Source organism: Saccharothrix sp. HUAS TT1, from assembly GCF_040744945.1.
Taxonomy (GTDB): Bacteria; Actinomycetota; Actinomycetes; order Mycobacteriales; family Pseudonocardiaceae; genus Actinosynnema.
The window spans coordinates 1,672,482-1,690,048 of the sequence record NZ_CP160453.1 but is presented as its reverse complement, the minus strand read 5'-3'; the positions used below and the strand labels follow the sequence as shown (position 1 = coordinate 1,690,048).

At 72.7% G+C, this 17,567-nt stretch carries 21 protein-coding genes; 14 read left to right on the top strand and 7 right to left on the bottom strand.

Translation table 11 applies throughout. The features are described from left to right. Positions 1-91: 91 nt before the first annotated feature. The 3 genes from AB0F89_RS08290 (at position 92) to AB0F89_RS08280 (ending at position 1,786) form a co-directional block, all read left to right on the top strand. A complete protein-coding gene (locus tag AB0F89_RS08290) occupies positions 92-763 on the top strand; it encodes a hypothetical protein (RefSeq protein ID WP_367134197.1) in 672 nt (223 codons plus the stop codon). Between the two features lie 108 nt (positions 764-871). Further along, positions 872-1,531 (top strand): HNH endonuclease family protein, encoded by a 660-nt coding sequence (locus tag AB0F89_RS08285; protein ID WP_367134195.1) that lies wholly within the window; start codon positions 872-874, stop codon positions 1,529-1,531. 6 nt (positions 1,532-1,537) lie between these two features. Continuing rightward, entirely contained in the window at positions 1,538-1,786 is a 249-nt protein-coding gene (locus tag AB0F89_RS08280; protein ID WP_367134193.1) for a hypothetical protein, read from the top strand. Here AB0F89_RS08280 and AB0F89_RS08275 read toward each other — a convergent pair. Further along, positions 1,783-2,886: an aromatic acid exporter family protein gene (locus tag AB0F89_RS08275; RefSeq protein WP_367134191.1), complete on the bottom strand. Its 1,104-nt coding sequence runs from the start codon at positions 2,884-2,886 to the stop codon at positions 1,783-1,785. The genes AB0F89_RS08280 and AB0F89_RS08275 overlap by 4 nt on opposite strands. Before the next feature lie 5 nt (positions 2,887-2,891). After that, a complete protein-coding gene (locus tag AB0F89_RS08270) occupies positions 2,892-3,299 on the bottom strand; it encodes a DUF3151 domain-containing protein (protein ID WP_367134189.1) in 408 nt (135 codons plus the stop codon). A gap of 343 nt (positions 3,300-3,642) precedes the next feature. On the opposite strand from AB0F89_RS08270, the gene AB0F89_RS08265 reads away from it, so the two are divergent. Together AB0F89_RS08265 and AB0F89_RS08260 are read left to right on the top strand one after the other, a co-directional pair. Beyond that, the gene (locus AB0F89_RS08265) at positions 3,643-4,740 is read left to right on the top strand and encodes a hypothetical protein (protein ID WP_367134187.1); all 1,098 of its coding nucleotides are present in this window, start codon (positions 3,643-3,645) and stop codon (positions 4,738-4,740) included. A 66-nt stretch (positions 4,741-4,806) separates the two neighbouring features. Continuing rightward, entirely contained in the window at positions 4,807-6,000 is a 1,194-nt protein-coding gene (locus AB0F89_RS08260) for a serine hydrolase domain-containing protein (RefSeq protein ID WP_367134185.1), read from the top strand. A 59-nt stretch (positions 6,001-6,059) separates the two neighbouring features. Here the strand turns inward: AB0F89_RS08260 and fbaA are convergent, their stop codons facing one another. Next, positions 6,060-7,094, bottom strand: coding sequence for a class II fructose-bisphosphate aldolase (fbaA, locus tag AB0F89_RS08255; RefSeq protein WP_106616058.1), 1,035 nt, complete (start codon positions 7,092-7,094; stop codon positions 6,060-6,062). A 94-nt stretch (positions 7,095-7,188) separates the two neighbouring features. Here fbaA and AB0F89_RS08250 point away from each other — a divergent pair, with 94 nt between their 5' ends. The 3 genes from AB0F89_RS08250 to AB0F89_RS08240 all read left to right on the top strand — a co-directional run bounded on the left by AB0F89_RS08250 (position 7,189) and on the right by AB0F89_RS08240 (position 9,593). Further along, complete coding sequence (locus AB0F89_RS08250) at positions 7,189-7,476, top strand: DUF427 domain-containing protein (protein WP_367134182.1); 288 nt, start codon at positions 7,189-7,191, stop codon at positions 7,474-7,476. A 259-nt stretch (positions 7,477-7,735) separates the two neighbouring features. Further along, complete coding sequence (locus AB0F89_RS08245; RefSeq protein WP_367134180.1) at positions 7,736-8,668, top strand: aldo/keto reductase; 933 nt, start codon at positions 7,736-7,738, stop codon at positions 8,666-8,668. Between the two features lie 70 nt (positions 8,669-8,738). After that, positions 8,739-9,593, top strand: coding sequence for an SDR family oxidoreductase (locus tag AB0F89_RS08240; protein WP_367134178.1), 855 nt, complete (start codon positions 8,739-8,741; stop codon positions 9,591-9,593). A gap of 28 nt (positions 9,594-9,621) precedes the next feature. On the opposite strand, the gene AB0F89_RS08235 is transcribed toward AB0F89_RS08240, so the two are convergent. After that, positions 9,622-9,900, bottom strand: a complete 279-nt coding sequence (locus AB0F89_RS08235) for a YciI family protein (RefSeq protein ID WP_367134176.1) — start codon at positions 9,898-9,900, stop codon at positions 9,622-9,624. Positions 9,901-9,966: 66 nt separating this feature from the next. On the opposite strand from AB0F89_RS08235, the gene AB0F89_RS08230 reads away from it, so the two are divergent. The 5 genes from AB0F89_RS08230 to AB0F89_RS08210 all read left to right on the top strand — a co-directional run bounded on the left by AB0F89_RS08230 (position 9,967) and on the right by AB0F89_RS08210 (position 13,776). After that, complete coding sequence (locus AB0F89_RS08230; protein WP_367134174.1) at positions 9,967-10,545, top strand: SigE family RNA polymerase sigma factor; 579 nt, start codon at positions 9,967-9,969, stop codon at positions 10,543-10,545. 221 nt (positions 10,546-10,766) lie between these two features. After that, complete coding sequence (locus AB0F89_RS08225; RefSeq protein WP_367134172.1) at positions 10,767-11,672, top strand: ROK family protein; 906 nt, start codon at positions 10,767-10,769, stop codon at positions 11,670-11,672. After that, positions 11,669-12,826 (top strand): N-acetylglucosamine-6-phosphate deacetylase, encoded by a 1,158-nt coding sequence (nagA, locus tag AB0F89_RS08220; protein ID WP_367134170.1) that lies wholly within the window; start codon positions 11,669-11,671, stop codon positions 12,824-12,826. Before AB0F89_RS08225 ends, nagA begins: the two co-directional genes overlap by 4 nt. A gap of 4 nt (positions 12,827-12,830) precedes the next feature. After that, complete coding sequence (locus AB0F89_RS08215; protein WP_367134168.1) at positions 12,831-13,016, top strand: hypothetical protein; 186 nt, start codon at positions 12,831-12,833, stop codon at positions 13,014-13,016. Positions 13,017-13,026: 10 nt separating this feature from the next. After that, entirely contained in the window at positions 13,027-13,776 is a 750-nt protein-coding gene (locus AB0F89_RS08210) for a DedA family protein (RefSeq protein WP_367134166.1), read from the top strand. A 15-nt stretch (positions 13,777-13,791) separates the two neighbouring features. On the opposite strand, the gene AB0F89_RS08205 is transcribed toward AB0F89_RS08210, so the two are convergent. Next, a complete protein-coding gene (locus AB0F89_RS08205; RefSeq protein ID WP_367134163.1) occupies positions 13,792-15,171 on the bottom strand; it encodes an FAD-binding oxidoreductase in 1,380 nt (459 codons plus the stop codon). Positions 15,172-15,384: 213 nt separating this feature from the next. Between AB0F89_RS08205 and AB0F89_RS08200 the strand changes: the two genes are divergently transcribed. Beyond that, positions 15,385-16,050 (top strand): DedA family protein, encoded by a 666-nt coding sequence (locus AB0F89_RS08200; RefSeq protein ID WP_367134161.1) that lies wholly within the window; start codon positions 15,385-15,387, stop codon positions 16,048-16,050. 22 nt (positions 16,051-16,072) lie between these two features. On the opposite strand, the gene AB0F89_RS08195 is transcribed toward AB0F89_RS08200, so the two are convergent. Both AB0F89_RS08195 and AB0F89_RS08190 read right to left on the bottom strand, forming a co-directional pair. Further along, positions 16,073-16,708 carry a nucleoside/nucleotide kinase family protein gene (locus tag AB0F89_RS08195; RefSeq protein WP_367134159.1) on the bottom strand — a complete coding sequence of 212 codons (636 nt, stop codon included), beginning with the start codon at positions 16,706-16,708 and terminating at the stop codon, positions 16,073-16,075. Then, a complete protein-coding gene (locus AB0F89_RS08190; RefSeq protein WP_367138780.1) occupies positions 16,690-17,514 on the bottom strand; it encodes a PfkB family carbohydrate kinase in 825 nt (274 codons plus the stop codon). The genes AB0F89_RS08195 and AB0F89_RS08190 overlap by 19 nt, the downstream gene beginning before the upstream one ends. Positions 17,515-17,567 lie beyond the last annotated feature (53 nt).

Here is a 17,567-nt window from a genome sequence, read left to right as displayed (position 1 = left end):
AACTCCAAGCGGTTGGACGGGTAGAGAGCCGAATGCCTGCGACGGCCGAGCCGTCAGTGGACGGCTGTTGAGGGTAGACCAGGAGATGAAGGTGCGCGGAATCGTGCTGGCCTGCGGAAACTCGCAGTCGCCAAAGATCACGGACGGTGACCGGTTCGAGGTGCGCCAGGTGGCCGCACGGCCCGGAAAGGCCGAGGTGGACGCCGTTCTGGCGGAATCGGGTGACAAACGTCTCGTCGTCCAGGGGACGGACGCCGACCTGAACGCCGTGGTGCTGCGGCTGCTGAGGTCCGAGCGGCTGGCCGACGTGCCGGTCGGGTACGTGCCCACCGACCCCCGCTCCGGGGTGGCCAAGCTCTGGGGCCTGCCCACCGATCCCGGCCGCGCGCTCGACCTCGCCCTGGCCGGTGAACCCGATCGGGTGCCACTCGTCCGGGACGACGTGGGCGGCGTGCTCGTCGGGCTCGGCTCGCTCGGGCCGGTGCGCGGCGTCGGCTACGGCGACGACACGGTCGTGCTGCGCGGCCAGGCGACCCGGATCGAGGTGACGCCGGACCCGGAGGGCGGGCTCGGGCTGGTCGTGCACGTCATCCACAAGCGGCTGCTCGGCCGGAAGGTGACCAGCACGGCGGCGCGCGCGTTCCAGCTCGGCTGCCTGCCGGTGCAGGTCGACTCGGACGGGGTCGCGCACCCGCGGCCGATGGGGAAGTGGACCTGGTACCGCCACACGGTCGACCTGCGGCTGGTCCGCGGGTTGCAGTGACGGAGGAATTCTTCCGCCCGCCATTCAGGCGTCACTCGAAAGCATTGTCACGAAAGGAGAATTGACCCAAGGTAATTCCGACAGCTTCCAACTAGGAAGGTCGGAATTATGTCAACGGTCAACAGAACCGCGCGATTCACCGCTTCCCTGCGACTTCCGGCTCTTTCCCTGCTCCTGGCTGGTGGGCTGGCAGTCGGTCTGGTCTCCCCTGCCCGGGCGACGCCGCCGAACATCCCCAGCACCAGCACCGCGCTCGCGGAGCTGGCCGCGCTGAGGGTGGCTGCCGAGGGGTCCACGAGCGGCTACTCGCGGGACCTGTTCCCGCACTGGAGCACCGTCTCGGGCGCCTGCAACACCCGCGAGACCGTGCTCAAGCGGGACGGCGCGAACGTGGTCACCGATTCGAGCTGCGCGGCCACCTCCGGCCGCTGGCACAGCCCCTACGACGGCGCGACCTGGACCGCCGCCTCCGACGTCGACATCGACCACGTCGTGCCGCTGGCGGAGGCGTGGCGCTCCGGCGCGTCGTCCTGGACCACGGCCCGGCGGCAGTCGTTCGCCAACGACCTCAGCGCTCCGCAGCTCATCGCCGTCACCGACAACGTCAACCAGGCCAAGGGCGACCAGGACCCGGCCCGGTGGAAGCCGCCGCTGTCCTCGTACTGGTGCACCTACGCCAAGATGTGGACGCGCTCCAAGCACAAGTGGGGTTTGGCGGTGGACTCCTCGGAGAAGTCTGCACTGCAAAGCATGCTGGGGAGGTGCTGACGACCGATGGCTGAGCTCTCTTCGCCCTTCGTGGCCGGACCGGGCGGCGTGATGACCGACGAGGTCGGCGTGGTGACCGGCGACCTGGAGCTGCGCACCACGCTCGACAAGGGCGAGCTGCGCGCGACCGTGCGCTACGAGGGCGCGGAGGAGTGGTACGCCGTCACCGGTGCGTCCTGCCGGCTCACCGACCCGAAGGACCACGAGGCGGTGCACGCCGTCCTGCTCGGCGTGCTGAACCGGCCCCAGGGCTAGGTCTTCGACGAGTCGTTGCCGCCCTTGCGGGTCAGCGGCGGCAACGACCCGACCGCGTCCGCCCGGGACAACCCCGTCGCCTGGAGCAGGTCCACCGCCACCGACCTGACCTGGGCCAGCACCACCCTGGTCGAGAAGCCCTCGCCGCCGAGCCGGTGCGTGGTCGCCGACGCCGCCGCGCAGACCGCCGACCGCGCCCGCTCCGGCACCTCGCCGCGCCCCAGCTCGCCCCGCAGCACGTCCACCGCGTCCGCGTACTGCCGCAGCACGTCGGGCAGCACGTCCGGCATCCGCTCGCCGTCCCGCAGCGCCGCCAGCGCCCGCCGGGCCAGCACCCTGGTGTTGCGCAGGGCGTAGTCCACCGGCGTGGCGGCCGTCTCGTACCGGCCCAGCTCGTGCCGACGGCGCCGGCGGATCGGCGCGATGGTGGCGATCTCACCGCCGGTCTTCAACGCCGACGCGAACTCGTCCACCGCCTCCTGGCTGTCGCGCAGCCGGGCCAGCACCCCGGCGGCCCGCACGGCGTCGTGGTCGGACACCGCCGCCGCCACCCCGCGCAGCGCCTCGCTGAGCTCGCCGAACACCACCTTCGCCTGCCGGTGCGCCACGGTCAGCGGGTTCGCGGGCAGCAGCGCCGTCACGGCGAGCCCCACCAGGCCGCCGACCAGCGCGTCCACCATCCGGTCCAGCCCGCCGCCCGCGCTCGGCGGCAGCAGCGTGGCGACCAGCACCGCCGACGAGCCGGACTGCAGCGCGATCACCGCGCCACCGTCGAGCAGCACGGCCGCGGACATCGCCAGCGCCACGACCAGCGCGATCTGCCACGTCCCCGAGCCGATCAACGAGATCAGCACGTCGCCGACGCCGACGCCGACGGACACGCCGACGACCAGCTCCACCACCCGCCGCAGCCGCTGCCCCAGCGACACGCCGAGGCAGACGACGGCGGCGATCGGCGCGAAGAACGGGTGGGCGTGGCCGACCACCTCGGTGGCGACCAGCCAGGACAGCCCGGCGGCGAGCGCGGCCTGGCCGATCGGCAAGGCCGTGCTCTGCCACCGCTTCAGCCTGCGCGCCACCTCGTCGCGCACGGCTCCCACGCGGCTCAGCTCAGGCCGAGGGCGGACGGGGCCGCGGGGTCGCTGTCGGCGAGGAACTTCCGGCAGCGCTCGTGCTCCTCGGTCTCGCCGATCTCGTCGGCGGCCCTGGCCAGGGCGGCCAGCGCGCGCAGGAAGCCCTGGTTGCCGCGGTGCGACCAGGGCACCGGGCCGTGGCCCTTCCAGCCCGCGCGGCGCAGCTGGTCCAGGCCGCGGTGGTAGCCGGTGCGGGCGAACGCGTAGCCGGCGACGGGGTCGCCGGTCTGCAGCGCCCGCTCGGCGAGCAGCGCCCACGCCTCGCTGAAGTCGGGGTAGGCGCGAACGATCTTGGCTGGGTCGGTGCCCGCCTCGGCGGCGGCCTGCGCCTCCGGGCGGTCGGGCAGCAACGTGGGTCCGGGACCGAGCAGGTTGTCCATGCGATCAGCTTAGGAACACCCGCGCCACGGCAGCGACCAGTGCCAGCACCAACGCGGTGACGATCAGGCCGGCCACAACCCTCTGGCCCATGGAAGCGCTCCTCGGTGTGCTCAGTGCGGTGTGCTCAGTGCGGTGTTCTCAGCGGACTCTCAGTGCGGCACCCTTCCCGTTAGAGCCATTCAGAGCAACGAGACTCATCCGTTAGCATGAACGAAACAGGGGAAAGTGCTGGTCATCGCCGCCCCCTAAGGGACAACCCCGGAAAAACCAGGGCAGGGCACCCTTCCTGCCACCCCTGGTGGGACGCATCATGGGCGGGTGAACATGGGGGTTACCAATCGCGTGGCGCGCTTCCGGGACGAGCACTGGGAGCGGGGCGAGCCCGGCCGCGACACGCCGCCTGCCCTCGTCACGGCGCTCTACAAGCTCTGGCTGGCCGGTCTGCTGCTCAAGCTGATCGGCTCGTCCTGGGACGTCGCCTGGCACTTCAAGTGGCTGCGCGACGAGCTGGCGCCGCCGCACCTGATCAACACCCTGGGCACGGTGATCGTGGTCGGGCTGACCCTGTTCCACACCTACACCGGCTACGGCGCGGACCGGACGTCGCTGCGGCTGATGCAGGTCGGCACCGGTGTCTTCCTGATCGCGCTGCCCATCGACCTGATCAACCACCGGATCAACGGCCTGGACATCACGTCGTGGAGCGGGTCGCACGCCCTGCTGTACCTGGGCACCGCGATCATGCTGGCCGGCGCGATCCGGGGGTGGGTCGGGCACTTCCCGGCGGGCGGCCGGTGGCCGGTGCTCGGCCTGGCGGGCCTGTGGTTCTTCTTCCTGGAGAACACGTGGTTCCCCAACCAGCACCAGGAGTACGGCGTGCTGGAGATCGCCTCGTGGGACCGCGGCGAGCCGTACGCCGAGCCGAGCCTGCTCCAGTTCGCCGCCGACCAGATCGGCCGCCCGGTCGACCGCGAGTCGATCGTGCAGTTCTCGCTGCCCATCCCGGACTGGGTGTACCCGGTGTGGGGCCTGGTGGCGGCGGCGGTCGTGCTGGTCGTCGCCCGGCGCACGATCGGCGTGCGGTGGGCCGCGACCGCGGTGGCGGGCGCCTACGTCGCCTACCGCCTGCTGATCTGGCCGCTGCTCGGGATCGCCGACTTCCCGCTGTCGGCGGTGCCGGTGTTCCTGCTGCTCACCGGCCTGGCGGTGGACGCGGCGCACCTGGGCCGGGTGCCCGCGCCGGTGGCCGCGGTCCTCGGGTCGGCGGCCGTCACCGGGCTCGGCTACGGCGGCATCTGGGTGCAGCGGGCGCTGGACGCCGCGCCCCCGGTCCTCTACCCGTCGGCCGCCGTGGCGTTCGGCGTGCTCGCGGTGCTGTGGCTGGCCGTCGACCGGTTCGCGGTGGGGCTGTCCCCCCGGCGATCACTGGTGCCCGCCTGATCCCGCTCGACCCCGCTCCCCCCGGAGGATCGACCACGTCGATCCGATCCTCCAGGGGGAGTTCTCATGCGCCGACTTCTGCGCGCGACCGCGGCAGCCGCCTCGGTGGTGTCGCTGACCGCGGTGTCGCTGACCGCGGCCACCGCCGGCCTCGCGACCGCCGGCCCCGACCGGCTGACCGACGTGGTCGAGCGGGCCGTGGCGGCCGGCGTGCCCGGTGTCGTCGTGCGGGTGGACGACGGGCGCGGCCGACCGGTGGAGGTCGTCCGGCAGGCCCGCTGGACGGTCCCCGACCACCGGCTGCGAGTGGACGACGAGTTCAAGATGGCGTCCAACACCAAGACGGTGTCCGCTGCGCTGGTCCTGCAGCTCGTCGCCGAGGGCCGGCTGGACCTGGCCGACCCGGTCGAGCGGTGGCTGCCCGGCGTGGTGCCGAACGGCTCGGCGATCACGCTGGAGATGCTGCTCCGGCAGACCAGCGGGCTGTTCGACTACCTGGACGACCCGCGCCTGCTCGGCCTGCTCACCGGGCAGCGGCCCGCGCCCTGGCCGCCCGCCGACCTGGTCGCCGTCGCCGTGTCGCACCCGCCGCTCTTCGCGCCGGGCGAGCGGTGGGACTACAGCAACACCAACTACACGCTCACCGGCATGGTGCTGGAGGCCGCGACCGGCCGGTCGTACGCCGACCTGGTCGAGCGCCGGGTGATCCGGCCGCTGGGCCTGCGGGACACCTACCTCGCCACCGGCGCCGGGTTCCGGGGCAGGCACGCGCACGGGTACGAGCCCGACGCCGAGCACCTGGGCCCGCTGCTCCCGCCCGGCACGCCCGTCGGCGACGGCTTCGCCGGTCCGCGGCTGCACGAGCACGTCGACGTCACCGGGATCGACCTCAGCCCGGCGTGGGCCGCGGGCGGGCTGGTGTCCACCGCGGAGGACTGGAACCGGTTCCTGACCGCGTTGATGTCGGGCCGGCTCGTCCCCCGGCGCCTGCTGGACGAGATGCGCGACCCGGTGCCCCAGGGCGGGGGCAGCGCCAACGGCTACGGCCTGGGCGTCATGGAGGTCAGGACGTCCTGCGGGACGGTCTGGGGCCACTCCGGCGGCTTCCCCGGCTACCGCAGCCACAACTACACCGACGCCGCCGGGACCCGCACCGCCACCGTGCTGATGACGACCACCTTCGAGCTCGCCGACCCCGACCTGGCGGCCGCCCAGACCGCCCTCGTGGACGCCGCCGTCTGCCGCATGAACCGCCGTTAGGACGCGGAACGGCCCCCTCCGCCGAACCGCGGAGGGGGCCGTTCGCCGTGCGGGGCGCCTCAGCCGGCGATCATGCGGCCGGACGACTTCAGGTGCTCGCACGCCTGCGCGATGCGGGCGGCCATGCCCTGCTCGGCGGCCTTGAGGTAGGAGCGCGGGTCGTAGGCCTTCTTGTTGCCGACCTCGCCGTCCACCTTGAGCACGCCGTCGTAGTTCTGGAAGAAGTGACCCACGATCGGCCGGGTGAACGCGTACTGCGTGTCCGTGTCGATGTTCATCTTGATGACGCCGTAGGTCAGCGCCTCGTGGATCTCCTCCAGCAGCGAGCCGGAGCCGCCGTGGAAGACCAGGTCGAACGGCTTGGAGCCGGCCGGCAGGCCCAGCTTCTCGGCCACCACGTCCTGACCCTGCTTCAGGATCTCCGGGCGCAGCTTCACGTTGCCCGGCTTGTACACGCCGTGCACGTTGCCGAACGTCGCCGCGACCAGGTAGCGGCCCTTCTCACCGGCGCCGAGGGCGTCCACCGTCTTCAGGTAGTCCTCGGGCGAGGTGTACAGCTTCTCGTTGATCTCGTGCGCGACGCCGTCCTCCTCGCCGCCGACGACGCCGACCTCGATCTCGAGGATGATCTTCGCCTTGGCGGTGAGGTCCAGCAGCTCGGACGCGATCTTCAGGTTCTCGTCCAGCGGCACGGCCGAGCCGTCCCACATGTGGGACTGGAACAGCGGGTTCAGCCCGCGGTCCACCCGCTCCTGGCTGATCGCGACGAGCGGGCGGACGTAGCCGTCCAGCTTGTCCTTGGGGCAGTGGTCGGTGTGCAGCGCGATGTTCACCGGGTACTTCTCGGCGACCACGTGCGCGAACTCCGCCAGCGCAACCGCGCCGGTCACCATGTCCTTGACCTTGGTGCCCGAGGCGAACTCGGCACCACCGGTCGAGACCTGGATGATCCCGTCGCTCTCGGCTTCTGCGAAACCACGCAGGGCCGCGTTGAGGGTCTCGGACGAGGTGACGTTGATCGCGGGGTAGGCGAACTCGTTCGCCTTCGCGCGGTCGAGCATCTCGGCGTAGACCTCGGGGGTTGCGATGGGCATCGGTGGGTCCTCCTCGGGTGCCCGGAACGCGGTGTCGGCAGCATCCTACGGGCACCGCCCGGCGCGGAAAGATGATCAACGGCATAGTGGTGTCATGGCGATCGCACGGTGGAACGGCGAGATCATCGCCGAGAGTGACAAGACCGAGGTGGTGGAGGGGAACCACTACTTCCCCCTGGAGTCGGTGAAGGCCGAGTACCTGAAGCCCTCCGACACCACCACGACCTGCGCCTGGAAGGGCCAGGCCAGCTACTACACGCTGCACGTCAACGGCAAGGACAACCCGGACGCCGCCTGGTACTACTCGGCGCCCAAGTCGGCCGCGACCAACATCAAGGACCACGTCGCGTTCTGGAACGGCGTCGAGGTCTCGGACAACTAGTCGGCGGCGGGGTCGCGGCCGGCCCGCCACGGCGGCCGCGACCCCGCGCGACGCCTGCCGATCGCGCGGCACGTCCAGGTGGTGGGCCGGCTTCCGGTAGCGACTGTGACGCACCTCACCTGCGCATTCGTGGCGCCCGACGCTGATGTCGACCGGGAACCGGTCGGGTCACGCCGATGACCGGCGACCGCGCCGGACCACGATTTAGCCCTGGCTGCTCCATTCGGCGCGAATGGAGCACCGGCCGTAGCTTCGCGACATGACGAAACTGGGAACCAGCGACCTGGACGTGTCGCGGCTGTGCCTGGGCGGCAACGTGTTCGGCTGGACCGCCGACGAGCGGACCTCGTTCGCCGTGCTGGACGCCTTCGTGGCGGCGGGCGGCAACTTCGTGGACACCGCCGACGCGTACTCCGCGTGGGCCGAGGGCCACACCGGCGGCGAGTCGGAGACGATCATCGGCCGGTGGCTGCGCGCCCGCGGCAACCGGGACCGGGTCGTGGTCGCGACCAAGGTCGGGATGCTGGGCGGGCTGGACGACCTGCGGGCGGGCACCGTCGAGCGGGCCGCCGAGGACTCGCTGCGCCGCCTCGGCGTCGACCACATCGACCTGTACTACGCGCACCAGGACGACCCGGACACGCCGCAGGAGGAGACGCTGGCCGCCTTCGACCGGCTGGTGACCAGCGGCAAGGTCCGGCACGTCGCGGCGTCCAACTACACCGCCGACCGGCTCGCGTCCGCGCTCGCGGTGTCCGAGCGGGAGGGCTTCGCCCGGTTCGTCGCGCTGCAGCAGGCGTACAACCTGGTCGACCGGTCCTACGAGGGCGAGCTGTCCCGGGCGGTGGCCGACCACGGGCTGTCCTCCGCGCCGTACTGGGGCCTGGCGAAGGGCTTCCTGACCGGCAAGTACCGGCCGGGCGTCGCGGTCGAGAGCGCGCGGGCCGCCGCCGCGTCGAAGTACCTGGACGAGCGCGGGCTGCGGGTCCTCGCCGCGCTGGACGAGGTCGCCGAGGCCCGCGGCGCCACCCAGTCGGCGGTCGCCCTGGCGTGGCTGGCGCAGCAGCCGACCGTGGCCGCGCCGATCGCGTCGGCCCGCACCACCGAGCAGCTCGCGGACCTGCTGCCCGCGTTGGAGCTGGAGCTGGGCGCGGACGAGGTGGAGGCGCTGACCACCGCGAGCCGAGTTTAACTCTCCAGTAGCTTACTGGCGGTAAGTTGCGTTACGGTGGCCTCCCGGCACAGCGGCTGAGGAGGTCACCGTGGACGTTGCGGGCAAGGTCGTCCTGATCACGGGTGCGGCGAGGGGCATCGGCGCGGAGGTGGCGCGGCGCCTGGCGGCGAAGGGCGCGAAGCTCGCGCTGGTCGGGCTGGAGGGCGAGCAGCTGCGGCAGGTGGCCGAGCGGTGCGGCGGCCGAGCGTGGGAGGCCGACGTCACCGACTGGGAGGCGCTGGGCGCCGCGGTGGACGGCGTGGTCGACCACTACGGGGGCATCGACGTCGTGGTGGCGAACGCGGGCGTCGCCGCCACCGGGTTCATCCGGTCGATGGACCCGGCCGCGTTCGAGCGGGTCATCGAGGTCAACCTGCTCGGCGTGTGGCGCACGGTCCGGACCTGCCTGCCGCACCTGGTCGCGAGCCGCGGCTACTGCCTGGTCGTGTCGTCGCTGGCGGCGATCGTGCACATCCCGGGCAACGCGGCGTACTCGGCGGCGAAGGCGGGCTGCGAGGCGTTCGCCGACAGCCTGCGGGCCGAGGTGCGGCACCTGGGCGTCGACGTCGGCGTGGCGTACTTCTCGTGGATCTCCACCGACATGGTCGAGAGCGCCGACGAGCACCCGGTCTTCGGCCCGCTGCGCAGCGGCATGCCCGGCCTGGCGAGCAAGAAGTACCCGGTCGCCGACGTCGGCAAGGCGGTGGTGCGCGGCATCACCCGGCGGTCCAGGGCGGTGCACGTTCCGGGCTGGGTCGGCGGTCTGAAGCTGTTCCGCGCGCTCACCCCGAGGGTGGTCGACCGCCAGGCGCCCAGGTCGGTGCCCGCGGCCGACCGCGAGATGGCGGCCAACGACCTGTCCGGCCTGGTGGGACCGGGCGGGCAGGCGGCCCGAAAGGGTTAGAGCACCGGAGGGTCAGAGCGCCGGGGGCCTAGAGCCAGGAGCCCATCAACGTCGCCCACTCGTGCACGCGCGTCTCGGCCACCACGCCGGCGGGCGTGTACGGGTCGGCGGCGAGGACGTCGCGCAGCTCGGCCTCGTCGGCGACCTCGTAGACCAGCAGGGCGCCGGACTGGTCGGTCCAGGGACCGGACACCAGCAGCACACCGCGCTCGACCAGCTCCGCCAGGTACTCGCGGTGCGCGGGCCGGACCGCCATCCGCGCGTCCTGGTCGTCCCCGAACACCAACTCGACCGCGTACCGAGCCATCGAAAGCCCACCTCCGTTGTGCAGCGCCGCGCCGAAGCTACCCCGTGAGGAGGTAACGTCTTTTCCGTGGTCGGTCCTGATCGGAACAGCGGCGGCATCGCGCGTGTGCAGGACACGCTGACGAACCTGCGGATCCAGGACGGCGCGGCACCGGCCCCGACCGGCCCGCTGACCCTGGAAGACCTCTACCGCCAGCACCGGATGCGGCTGGTGCGGCTGGCCCTGCTGCTGGTGGACGAGCCGGCCACGGCGGAGGACGTGGTGCAGGAGGCGTTCACCGGCCTGCACCGCAACTGGTCCAACCTGCGCGACGCCCAGGCGGCCGTCGGCTACCTGCGGACCGCCGTCGTCAACGGCTCCCGCAGCGTCCTGCGCCGCCGCAAGACCGCCCGCGACTACACCCCGCCGCACGTGGCGAACGCCCGGTCGGCGGAGAGCCTGGCCATGCTGACCGCCGAGCACCAGGCGGTCGTGGCGGCGCTGTCCCAACTGCCGCCGCGGCAGCGCGAGGTGCTGGTGCTGCGGTACTACGGCGACCTGTCGGAAGCCGAGATCGCCGAGGCCACCGGCATCAGCAAGGGCACGGTGAAGAGCACGGCGAGCCGCGCGCTGGACGCGCTGCAGAAGATCATGGCCGGCAAGTAGCGGCCTGAACACCCGGTCGCGGCGTGGAATCGACCACCGCCCGCACGGCTTCGCAGGGGTCCCCGCCCAGGGACCCCTGTCTTGATTCTCCCGGAGGGGACCGACGTCCCCGGTCCGGCGATCCCGACCTGTGGACAACCGTCTTCCGAACGTCACCGGACTGACCCAATCGGACACTTGGTATAGACCAATGGCGGTCGGATGCCGCAGTATCGGTCCTCGTGGCGCGCACCAGACACGTGATAGCCGTCGACGTCGGCGGAACGGGGACCAAGGCGGCCCTGGTCAGCGGCACCCCTGATGGGGTGCGGCCGGTCAAGCAGCAGCGCCGGCCCACCCGGCGCGGCGGGGAGGCCGTGGTCGAGGACGTGACCTCCCTGGTCGACGAGCTGCGCGCGGCCTGCGAGCACCCCGTCGACGCGATCGGGCTGGTCGTGCCCGGCATCGTGGACGAGGCGGGCGGCACCGGGGTGTACTCGGCCAACCTCGGCTGGGAGCGCTTCCCGTTCCGCGAGCGGGTGGCGGCGGCCACCGGGTTGCGCACCGCCTTCGGGCACGACGTGCGGGCCGGCGGGCTCGCCGAGCTGCGCCAGGGCAACGCGCGCGACCTCGCCAACGCGGTGATCATGCCCATCGGCACCGGCATCGCCGCCGCCCTCGTCCTGGACGGCCGGGTCTCGCCGGCGCCGGGCGAGGTCGGGCACGTGGACGTCGGGCACGGCGACCCGTGCGGTTGCGGCCAGACGGGTTGCGTCGAGGCGCGGGCGAGCAGCGCCGCGATCGCCCGCCGCTACACCGAGCGGACGGATCGCCAGGTGGACGGCGCGGCGGAGGTGGCGAGGCTGCTCGGCGCGGGCGACGCCGACGCGGCGGTGGTGTGGCGGGAGGCGGTCGACGCGCTCGCGAGGGGCATCCTGCTGGTGGCCGCCCTGCTGGGGCCGGAGGCCGTGGTGCTGGGCGGCGGCCTGGCGCTGGCGGGTCCGCAGCTGACGGATCCGCTGGGTGGACGACTGGACGAGCTGATCACGTTCCAGCGACGCCCGGAACTGCGGTTGGCGGCGTTGGGCGACGAGGCCGGGTGCCTCGGGGCCGCGCTGCTGGCCATCGACATGCTGGAGGAGAGATGAGCACGTGGGGTGGACCCGTGGACGTGACCCTGACCGGTGGTCGGGTCGTCACGCCCGACGGGGTGCTCGACCAGGGGTGGGTCGCGGTCCGGGACGGCCTGATCGCCGCCGTCGGCGAGGGGGCGCCGCCGGACGGGCCGACCGAGGACGTGGCCGGGAGCTGGCTGGTGCCGGGCTTCGTGGACATCCACTGCCACGGTGGCGGCGGTGAGGCGTTCACCAGCGCCGACCCGGCCCGGGTGCGCAAGGCGGCGAACGCGCACCGCAGGCACGGCACGACCACGCTGCTGGCCAGCCTGGTGTCCAGGCCGATCCCGGAGCTCGCCGACCAGGTCAAGGCGCTGACCGAGCTCGTGCACGACGGCGTGGTCGCGGGCATCCACCTGGAGGGCCCGTTCCTGTCCGCCGCGCGCTGCGGCGCGCACGACCCGGCCATCCTGTGCCCGCCCGACCGGGCGTCGATCGACCGGCTGCTGGACGCGGGCGGCGGCGCGGTCCGGATGATCACCGTCGCCCCGGAGCTGGAGCACGGCGTGGACGCGGTGCGCCACCTCGTGGACAACGATGTCCTGGCCGCGATCGGCCACACCGACGCGACCGAGGCGCAGATCCGGCCGGCCGTCGAGGCGGGCGCGACCGTCGCCACCCACCTGTTCAACGGGATGCGCCCGCTGCACCACCGCGAACCGGGTCCGATCGGCGCGCTGCTGGACGACGAGCGGGTCACCGTGGAGCTGATCTGCGACCTGGTGCACCTGCACCCGACCGCCGTGCGCCTCGCCGCCCGGCACGCGGGCGCGCGGCGGACCGTGCTGGTCACCGACGCGATCGCGGCGGCGGGCGTCGGCGACGGCGTGTACGACGTCGGCGGCCTGGAGGTCCGGGTGGTGGACGGGGTGCCGACGCTCGCCGGCGGCGCGGCGCTGGCCGGCAGCACGCTGACCATGGACGCCGCGTTCCGCAACGCGGTCCAGTCGTGCGGGCTCACCGTCGAGGAGGCCGTGCGCGCCACCTCCACCCACCCGGCCGCGCTGCTGGGCCTGCGGGGCCGCACGGGTGAGCTGCGCGCGGGTCTCGCGGCCGACGTCGTGGTCCTGGACACCGAGCTGAAGCCGCGCGAGGTGATGAGCCGGGGCGAGTGGGTGAAAGACTGACCCGGTGCCCGAAGACCACGAGAAACTGGTGGCCGACGCGTTGCGCGCGCAGGCCGCCGGCACCGGCGCGCACCCGCGCGTGCCGGTGCGGCAGGTCCGGCCGCCGCTCGGCGCGGGGTGGGTGCTGCTGCTCGCGGTGCTGCTCGGCCTGGCCGCCGGCACGGTCGTGGCGGTCATGACGCTCAGTTGATGCCTGTACCGTGGTCGCCGTGACGGTCGCGCTCACCTCCACGGTTGCCCTCGGTCCGGACTGGCTCGACCCGCAGGTCCTGCTCCAGGGGCTCGGACCGTACATGCTGGTCGGCCTGTGCTTCATCGTCTTCGCGGAGTGCGGGCTGCTGGTCGGCTTCTTCCTGCCCGGCGACTCGCTGCTGTTCACCGCGGGCCTGTTCGTGGCCTCGGGGCTGCTGGATTACCCGCTGTGGCTGGTGTGCCTGCTGCTCACGGCGTGCGCGCTGGTGGGCAACGTGGTCGGGTACTGGATCGGGTACCGGGCCGGGCCCGCGCTGTTCAGCAAGCCCGAGTCGAAGATCTTCAAGAAGGAGTACGTCGACAAGACGCACGAGTTCTTCGACAAGTACGGCGCCCGCGCGATCGTGATGGCGCGGTTCGTGCCGATCGTGCGCACGTTCATCACCGCGATGGCGGGCGTGGGCCGGATGGACGCGCGCAAGTACTTCACGTACTCGCTGATCGGCGGCATCGCGTGGGCCGCGGGCCTGACCGTGCTCGGCTACTTCCTCGGCCAGATCCAGTTCGTGCGCGACAACCTCGAGATGATGTTGATCCTGATCGTGCTGCTCTCGGTCGTCCCGATCATCATCGAGGTGGTCAAGGCGCGGCGGGAGAAGAAGTCGCTGCTCGCCCAGGAGGCGGCCGACATCACCGAGGTCATCGACATGGTGGACGACCGGATGGACGAGACCCAGCGGATCCGCCGCGTCGACTGAGCCGGCGCCGCCGCGCTAGCCGGGGGCGTCGAACATCGAGCCCGGGTTGAACAGGTTGCCCGGGTCGAGCGCCCGCTTGATCTCCCGGTGCACCCGCAGGCCGACCGGCCCGATCTCGCGGGCCAGCCAGTCGCGCTTGATCTTGCCGACGCCGTGCTCGCCGGTGATCGTGCCGCCCAGCGCGAGCCCCAGCCCCAGGATCTCGTCGAACGCCCGCCGCGCCCGCGCGAACTCGTCCTCCGACGCCGGGTCGTAGACGATCGTCGGGTGCATGTTGCCGTCGCCCGCGTGGCCGACCACGGCGATCCGCAGCCCGGCCGACTCGCTGATCCGCTCGCACCCGGCGATCAGGTCGGCGATCCGCGTCCGCGGCACGCACACGTCGTCGGTCAGCCAGGCGCCGTAGACCTCCAGCGCGGTCAGCACCGCCCGCCGCGCCGCGAGCAGGTCACGGCCCTCGCCCAGGTCCTCGGTCGCGTAGACCAGCTCGGCGCCCGCGGCCACGCACGCCTGCTCGATCGCGGCCAGCTCGCGCCGACCCGCCTCGCCGCCCGAGTCGGACTGGCAGAGCAGCAGGGCCGCCTCGGCGCTCAGGTCGGTCTTCAGGTACTGCTCGACCGCGCGGATCGAGGTGCGGTCCATGATCTCCATCAACGAGGGCACGACGCCCTCGGTCACCACCCGGCTCACCGCCGCGCCCGCGTCCGCCGTGCTGCCGAACGAGGCCACCAGCGTCGCCGGGGACTGGGGCAGCGGGCGCAGCGCCAGGGTGGCGCGGGTGATCACGCCGAGCGTGCCCTCGCTGCCGACGAACAGCTTGGTCAGGTCGTAGCCCGCGACGCCCTTGACGGTCCGCCGGCCGGTGCGCAGCAGCTCGCCGTCGGCGAGCACCACGTCCAGCCCGAGCACGGAGTCCGTGGTGACGCCGTACTTCACGCAGCACAGCCCGCCCGCGTTGGTGGACAGGTTCCCGCCGATCGTGCACCAGTCGTAGCTCGACGGGTCCGGCGGGTAGAACAGCCCGTGCTTCTCCACGGCGGCGCGCAGGTCGAGGTTCACCACCCCGGGTTCGACCACGGCCAGCCGGTTGTCCGGGTCGATCTCCAGGATGGCGTTCATCTTCGTGGTCACCAGCACCACGCAGCCCTCGACGGCGTTCGCCGCGCCGGACAGGCCGCTGCCCGCGCCGCGCGGCACGATCGGCGTCCGCGCCGCCGCGCACGCCCGGACCACCGCCCGCACCTGCTCGGCGGACGTCGGCAGCACCACGGCCAGCGGCCGGCCGTGGGGCGCCAGCGGCATCATGTCCCGCCGGTAGCTCGCGGTGACGTCGGGATCGGTCAGCACCGCGTCGACGCCGACGGCGGAGCGGAGCTCGGCGAGCAGGGACTCCATCCGTCCACGCTAACCGCTGACCGGCCCGGTGAGCAGGGGGTCGCATCGGACTGCGGAATGCCGTAGGGACCTCTCTTGGAGGTCGCCCGAGAGGGCAGCAGCCGCTCCAGCGCGTGTTCGGGCGCGCACTGCCCGCCACGAAACCCGGGCTTCGGCAAGCTGTTATCCCCATGTGGCCCAGAAGTCCGCGCGGTCCCACGTAGTCTGGGCCACGTGGAGTTGTCCGCAACGTCCGAAGCTGTCGCGTTCATCCAGCTCGATTCCGCAGGCCCGCTGGCCGTGTGGCTGATCACGCTGAGCTTCATCTTCTTCGAGTGCGCGTTCGTCTTCGGCCTCTTCCTCCCCGGCGACTCGCTGCTGTTCGCCGCCGGTGTGGTGCTGGCGTCGCACGACGGCGAGCTGTCCGCGTGGCTGCTGTCGCTGGCCGCGCTCCTGGTGGCCGTCGTCGGCAACCAGATCGGCTACTACATCGGCAGGCACACCGGCACGCGCCTGCTGGCCCGCCGCGGCGGCCGGGTGCTCAACAAGGAGAACCTGGCCAAGGCCCGGGACTTCCTCGACCGGCGGGGCTTCTGGGCGATCGTGCTCGCCCGGTGGATCCCGTGGGTGCGCACGCTGGCCCCGATGATCGCGGGCGCGGCGAGGATGGACCCGAAGCGGTTCATGCTGGCCACGACCATCGGCGCGATCGCGTGGGTGCCGACGCTGGTGCTGGCCGGCTACTACGGCGCGGGCCTGCTGGCCGCCGTGCCGTGGCTGGAGACGGTCGCGGTGGTCGTCAGCATCGCGTTCTTCGTCGGCGGCACCGCCTACGGCCTGTACCGCTACCGGCAGGAGATGCGCAAGCCGGTGGACGAAGAGGTCAGCACCGCCTCGTAGCGGTCACAGCCACTCGTAGCGGTCACAGCACTTCGGTGATGACCAGGTCGGCGGTGGCCTTGGAGGCGTTCACCATGAGCGCGTTCACGTGGTCGGTGCCGTGCAACACCCGTTCGCGGGCTTCCTCGACGGACCGCCCGTAGCGGACGTGGCGGTCGATCAGGCGGGCCACCCGCAGGTCCTCGTCGACCTCCAGGAACCACGCCTCGTCCAGCACCACCCGCACGCGCTTCCACTTGTCGTACTGCATCAGCAGGTAGTTGCCCTCGGTGACGACCAGCGGCACGGAGGGGTCGACCGGGACGGCGCAGGCGATCGGCTCCTCGACCTCGCGGCGGAACTCCGGCGCGTAGACGACGTCCGGGCCGCACGCCTTGAGCCTGCCGAGCAGGTCGACGTAGCCGGGGACGTCGAACGTGTCCGGCGCGCCCTTGCGGTCGGCGGCGCCGAGCCGTTCCAGCTCCTGCTGGGCCAGGTGGAAGCCGTCCATCCCGACCAGGGCGGCGTCGTCGCCCAGGGCGTCGACCAGCCGGCGCGCCAGCGTCGACTTGCCCGAGCCCGGCGCGCCGCCGATGCCGAGGATGCGGCGCTCGCCCGCGTCCACCAGCAGCCGCGCCCGGTCGACCAGCTCGTCGAACCTCACCCGCTGTTCCGCCACCGTCCCAGCTCCTCCACCCAGTCCCGCGCGGTGTGGCGCACGCGCACCGCGGCGACCTCGTTCGCCCACCGGACGGCCTCGTGCACCGCCAGCCCTTCGGCGACCGCGATCGCCAGCGCACCGTGCCACACGTCGCCGGCGCCGTTGGTGTCGCGCGCCTCGACAACAGGTACCGGTTGGGAGCCGGTGGCACCACCGCTCGACCACGTGACGGGACGCGGGCCGTGCGTGCGGATCACCAGCGGCACCCCGCGGGCGTGCAGCTCGGCCTCCGGCAGCTCGAACGCGGCCGAGCACGCGGCGACGTCCACGAGCGGCAGCAGGTCGGCCAGCACGGGTTTCCAGCTGCCCGCGTCCAGCACCACCGGCACGCCCGCCCGCCTGGCCAGGCGCGCCGCCCGGAGCGCCAGCGGCCCGAGGTGGCCGTCCACCAGCACCACGTCCGCCGCCGCCACCAGCTCCGGGTCCACCTCGACGTCGGCGTCGAACCCCACCGCGTTGCGCGAGATCACGGTCCGCTCGCCGTCGCGCTCGCGCACCGCGACCGCGCTCAGCGCCGGACCGCCCGCGCCGACCGAGCGCACCTCCACCGGGTGCAGCCGGGACCGGGCGAACGCGCCCAGCTCGCCGTCCACCGCGGTCAGCAGCACGGCCCGGCGCCCCAGCGCCGCCACCGCGCGCGCCGCGTTGGCGGCCGGACCACCGGGCGACAGGTCCACGCCGAGCGACTGGACCTTCTGCCCCGGCGCCGGGAACTCCGCGACGCGCTGGCTCACGTCGACGGTCGTCAGCCCGACACACAGCACGGACACCACGCGCGTGCCTCCTGGCAGGTAAAGTCCCCACGCAATCGCTTGCG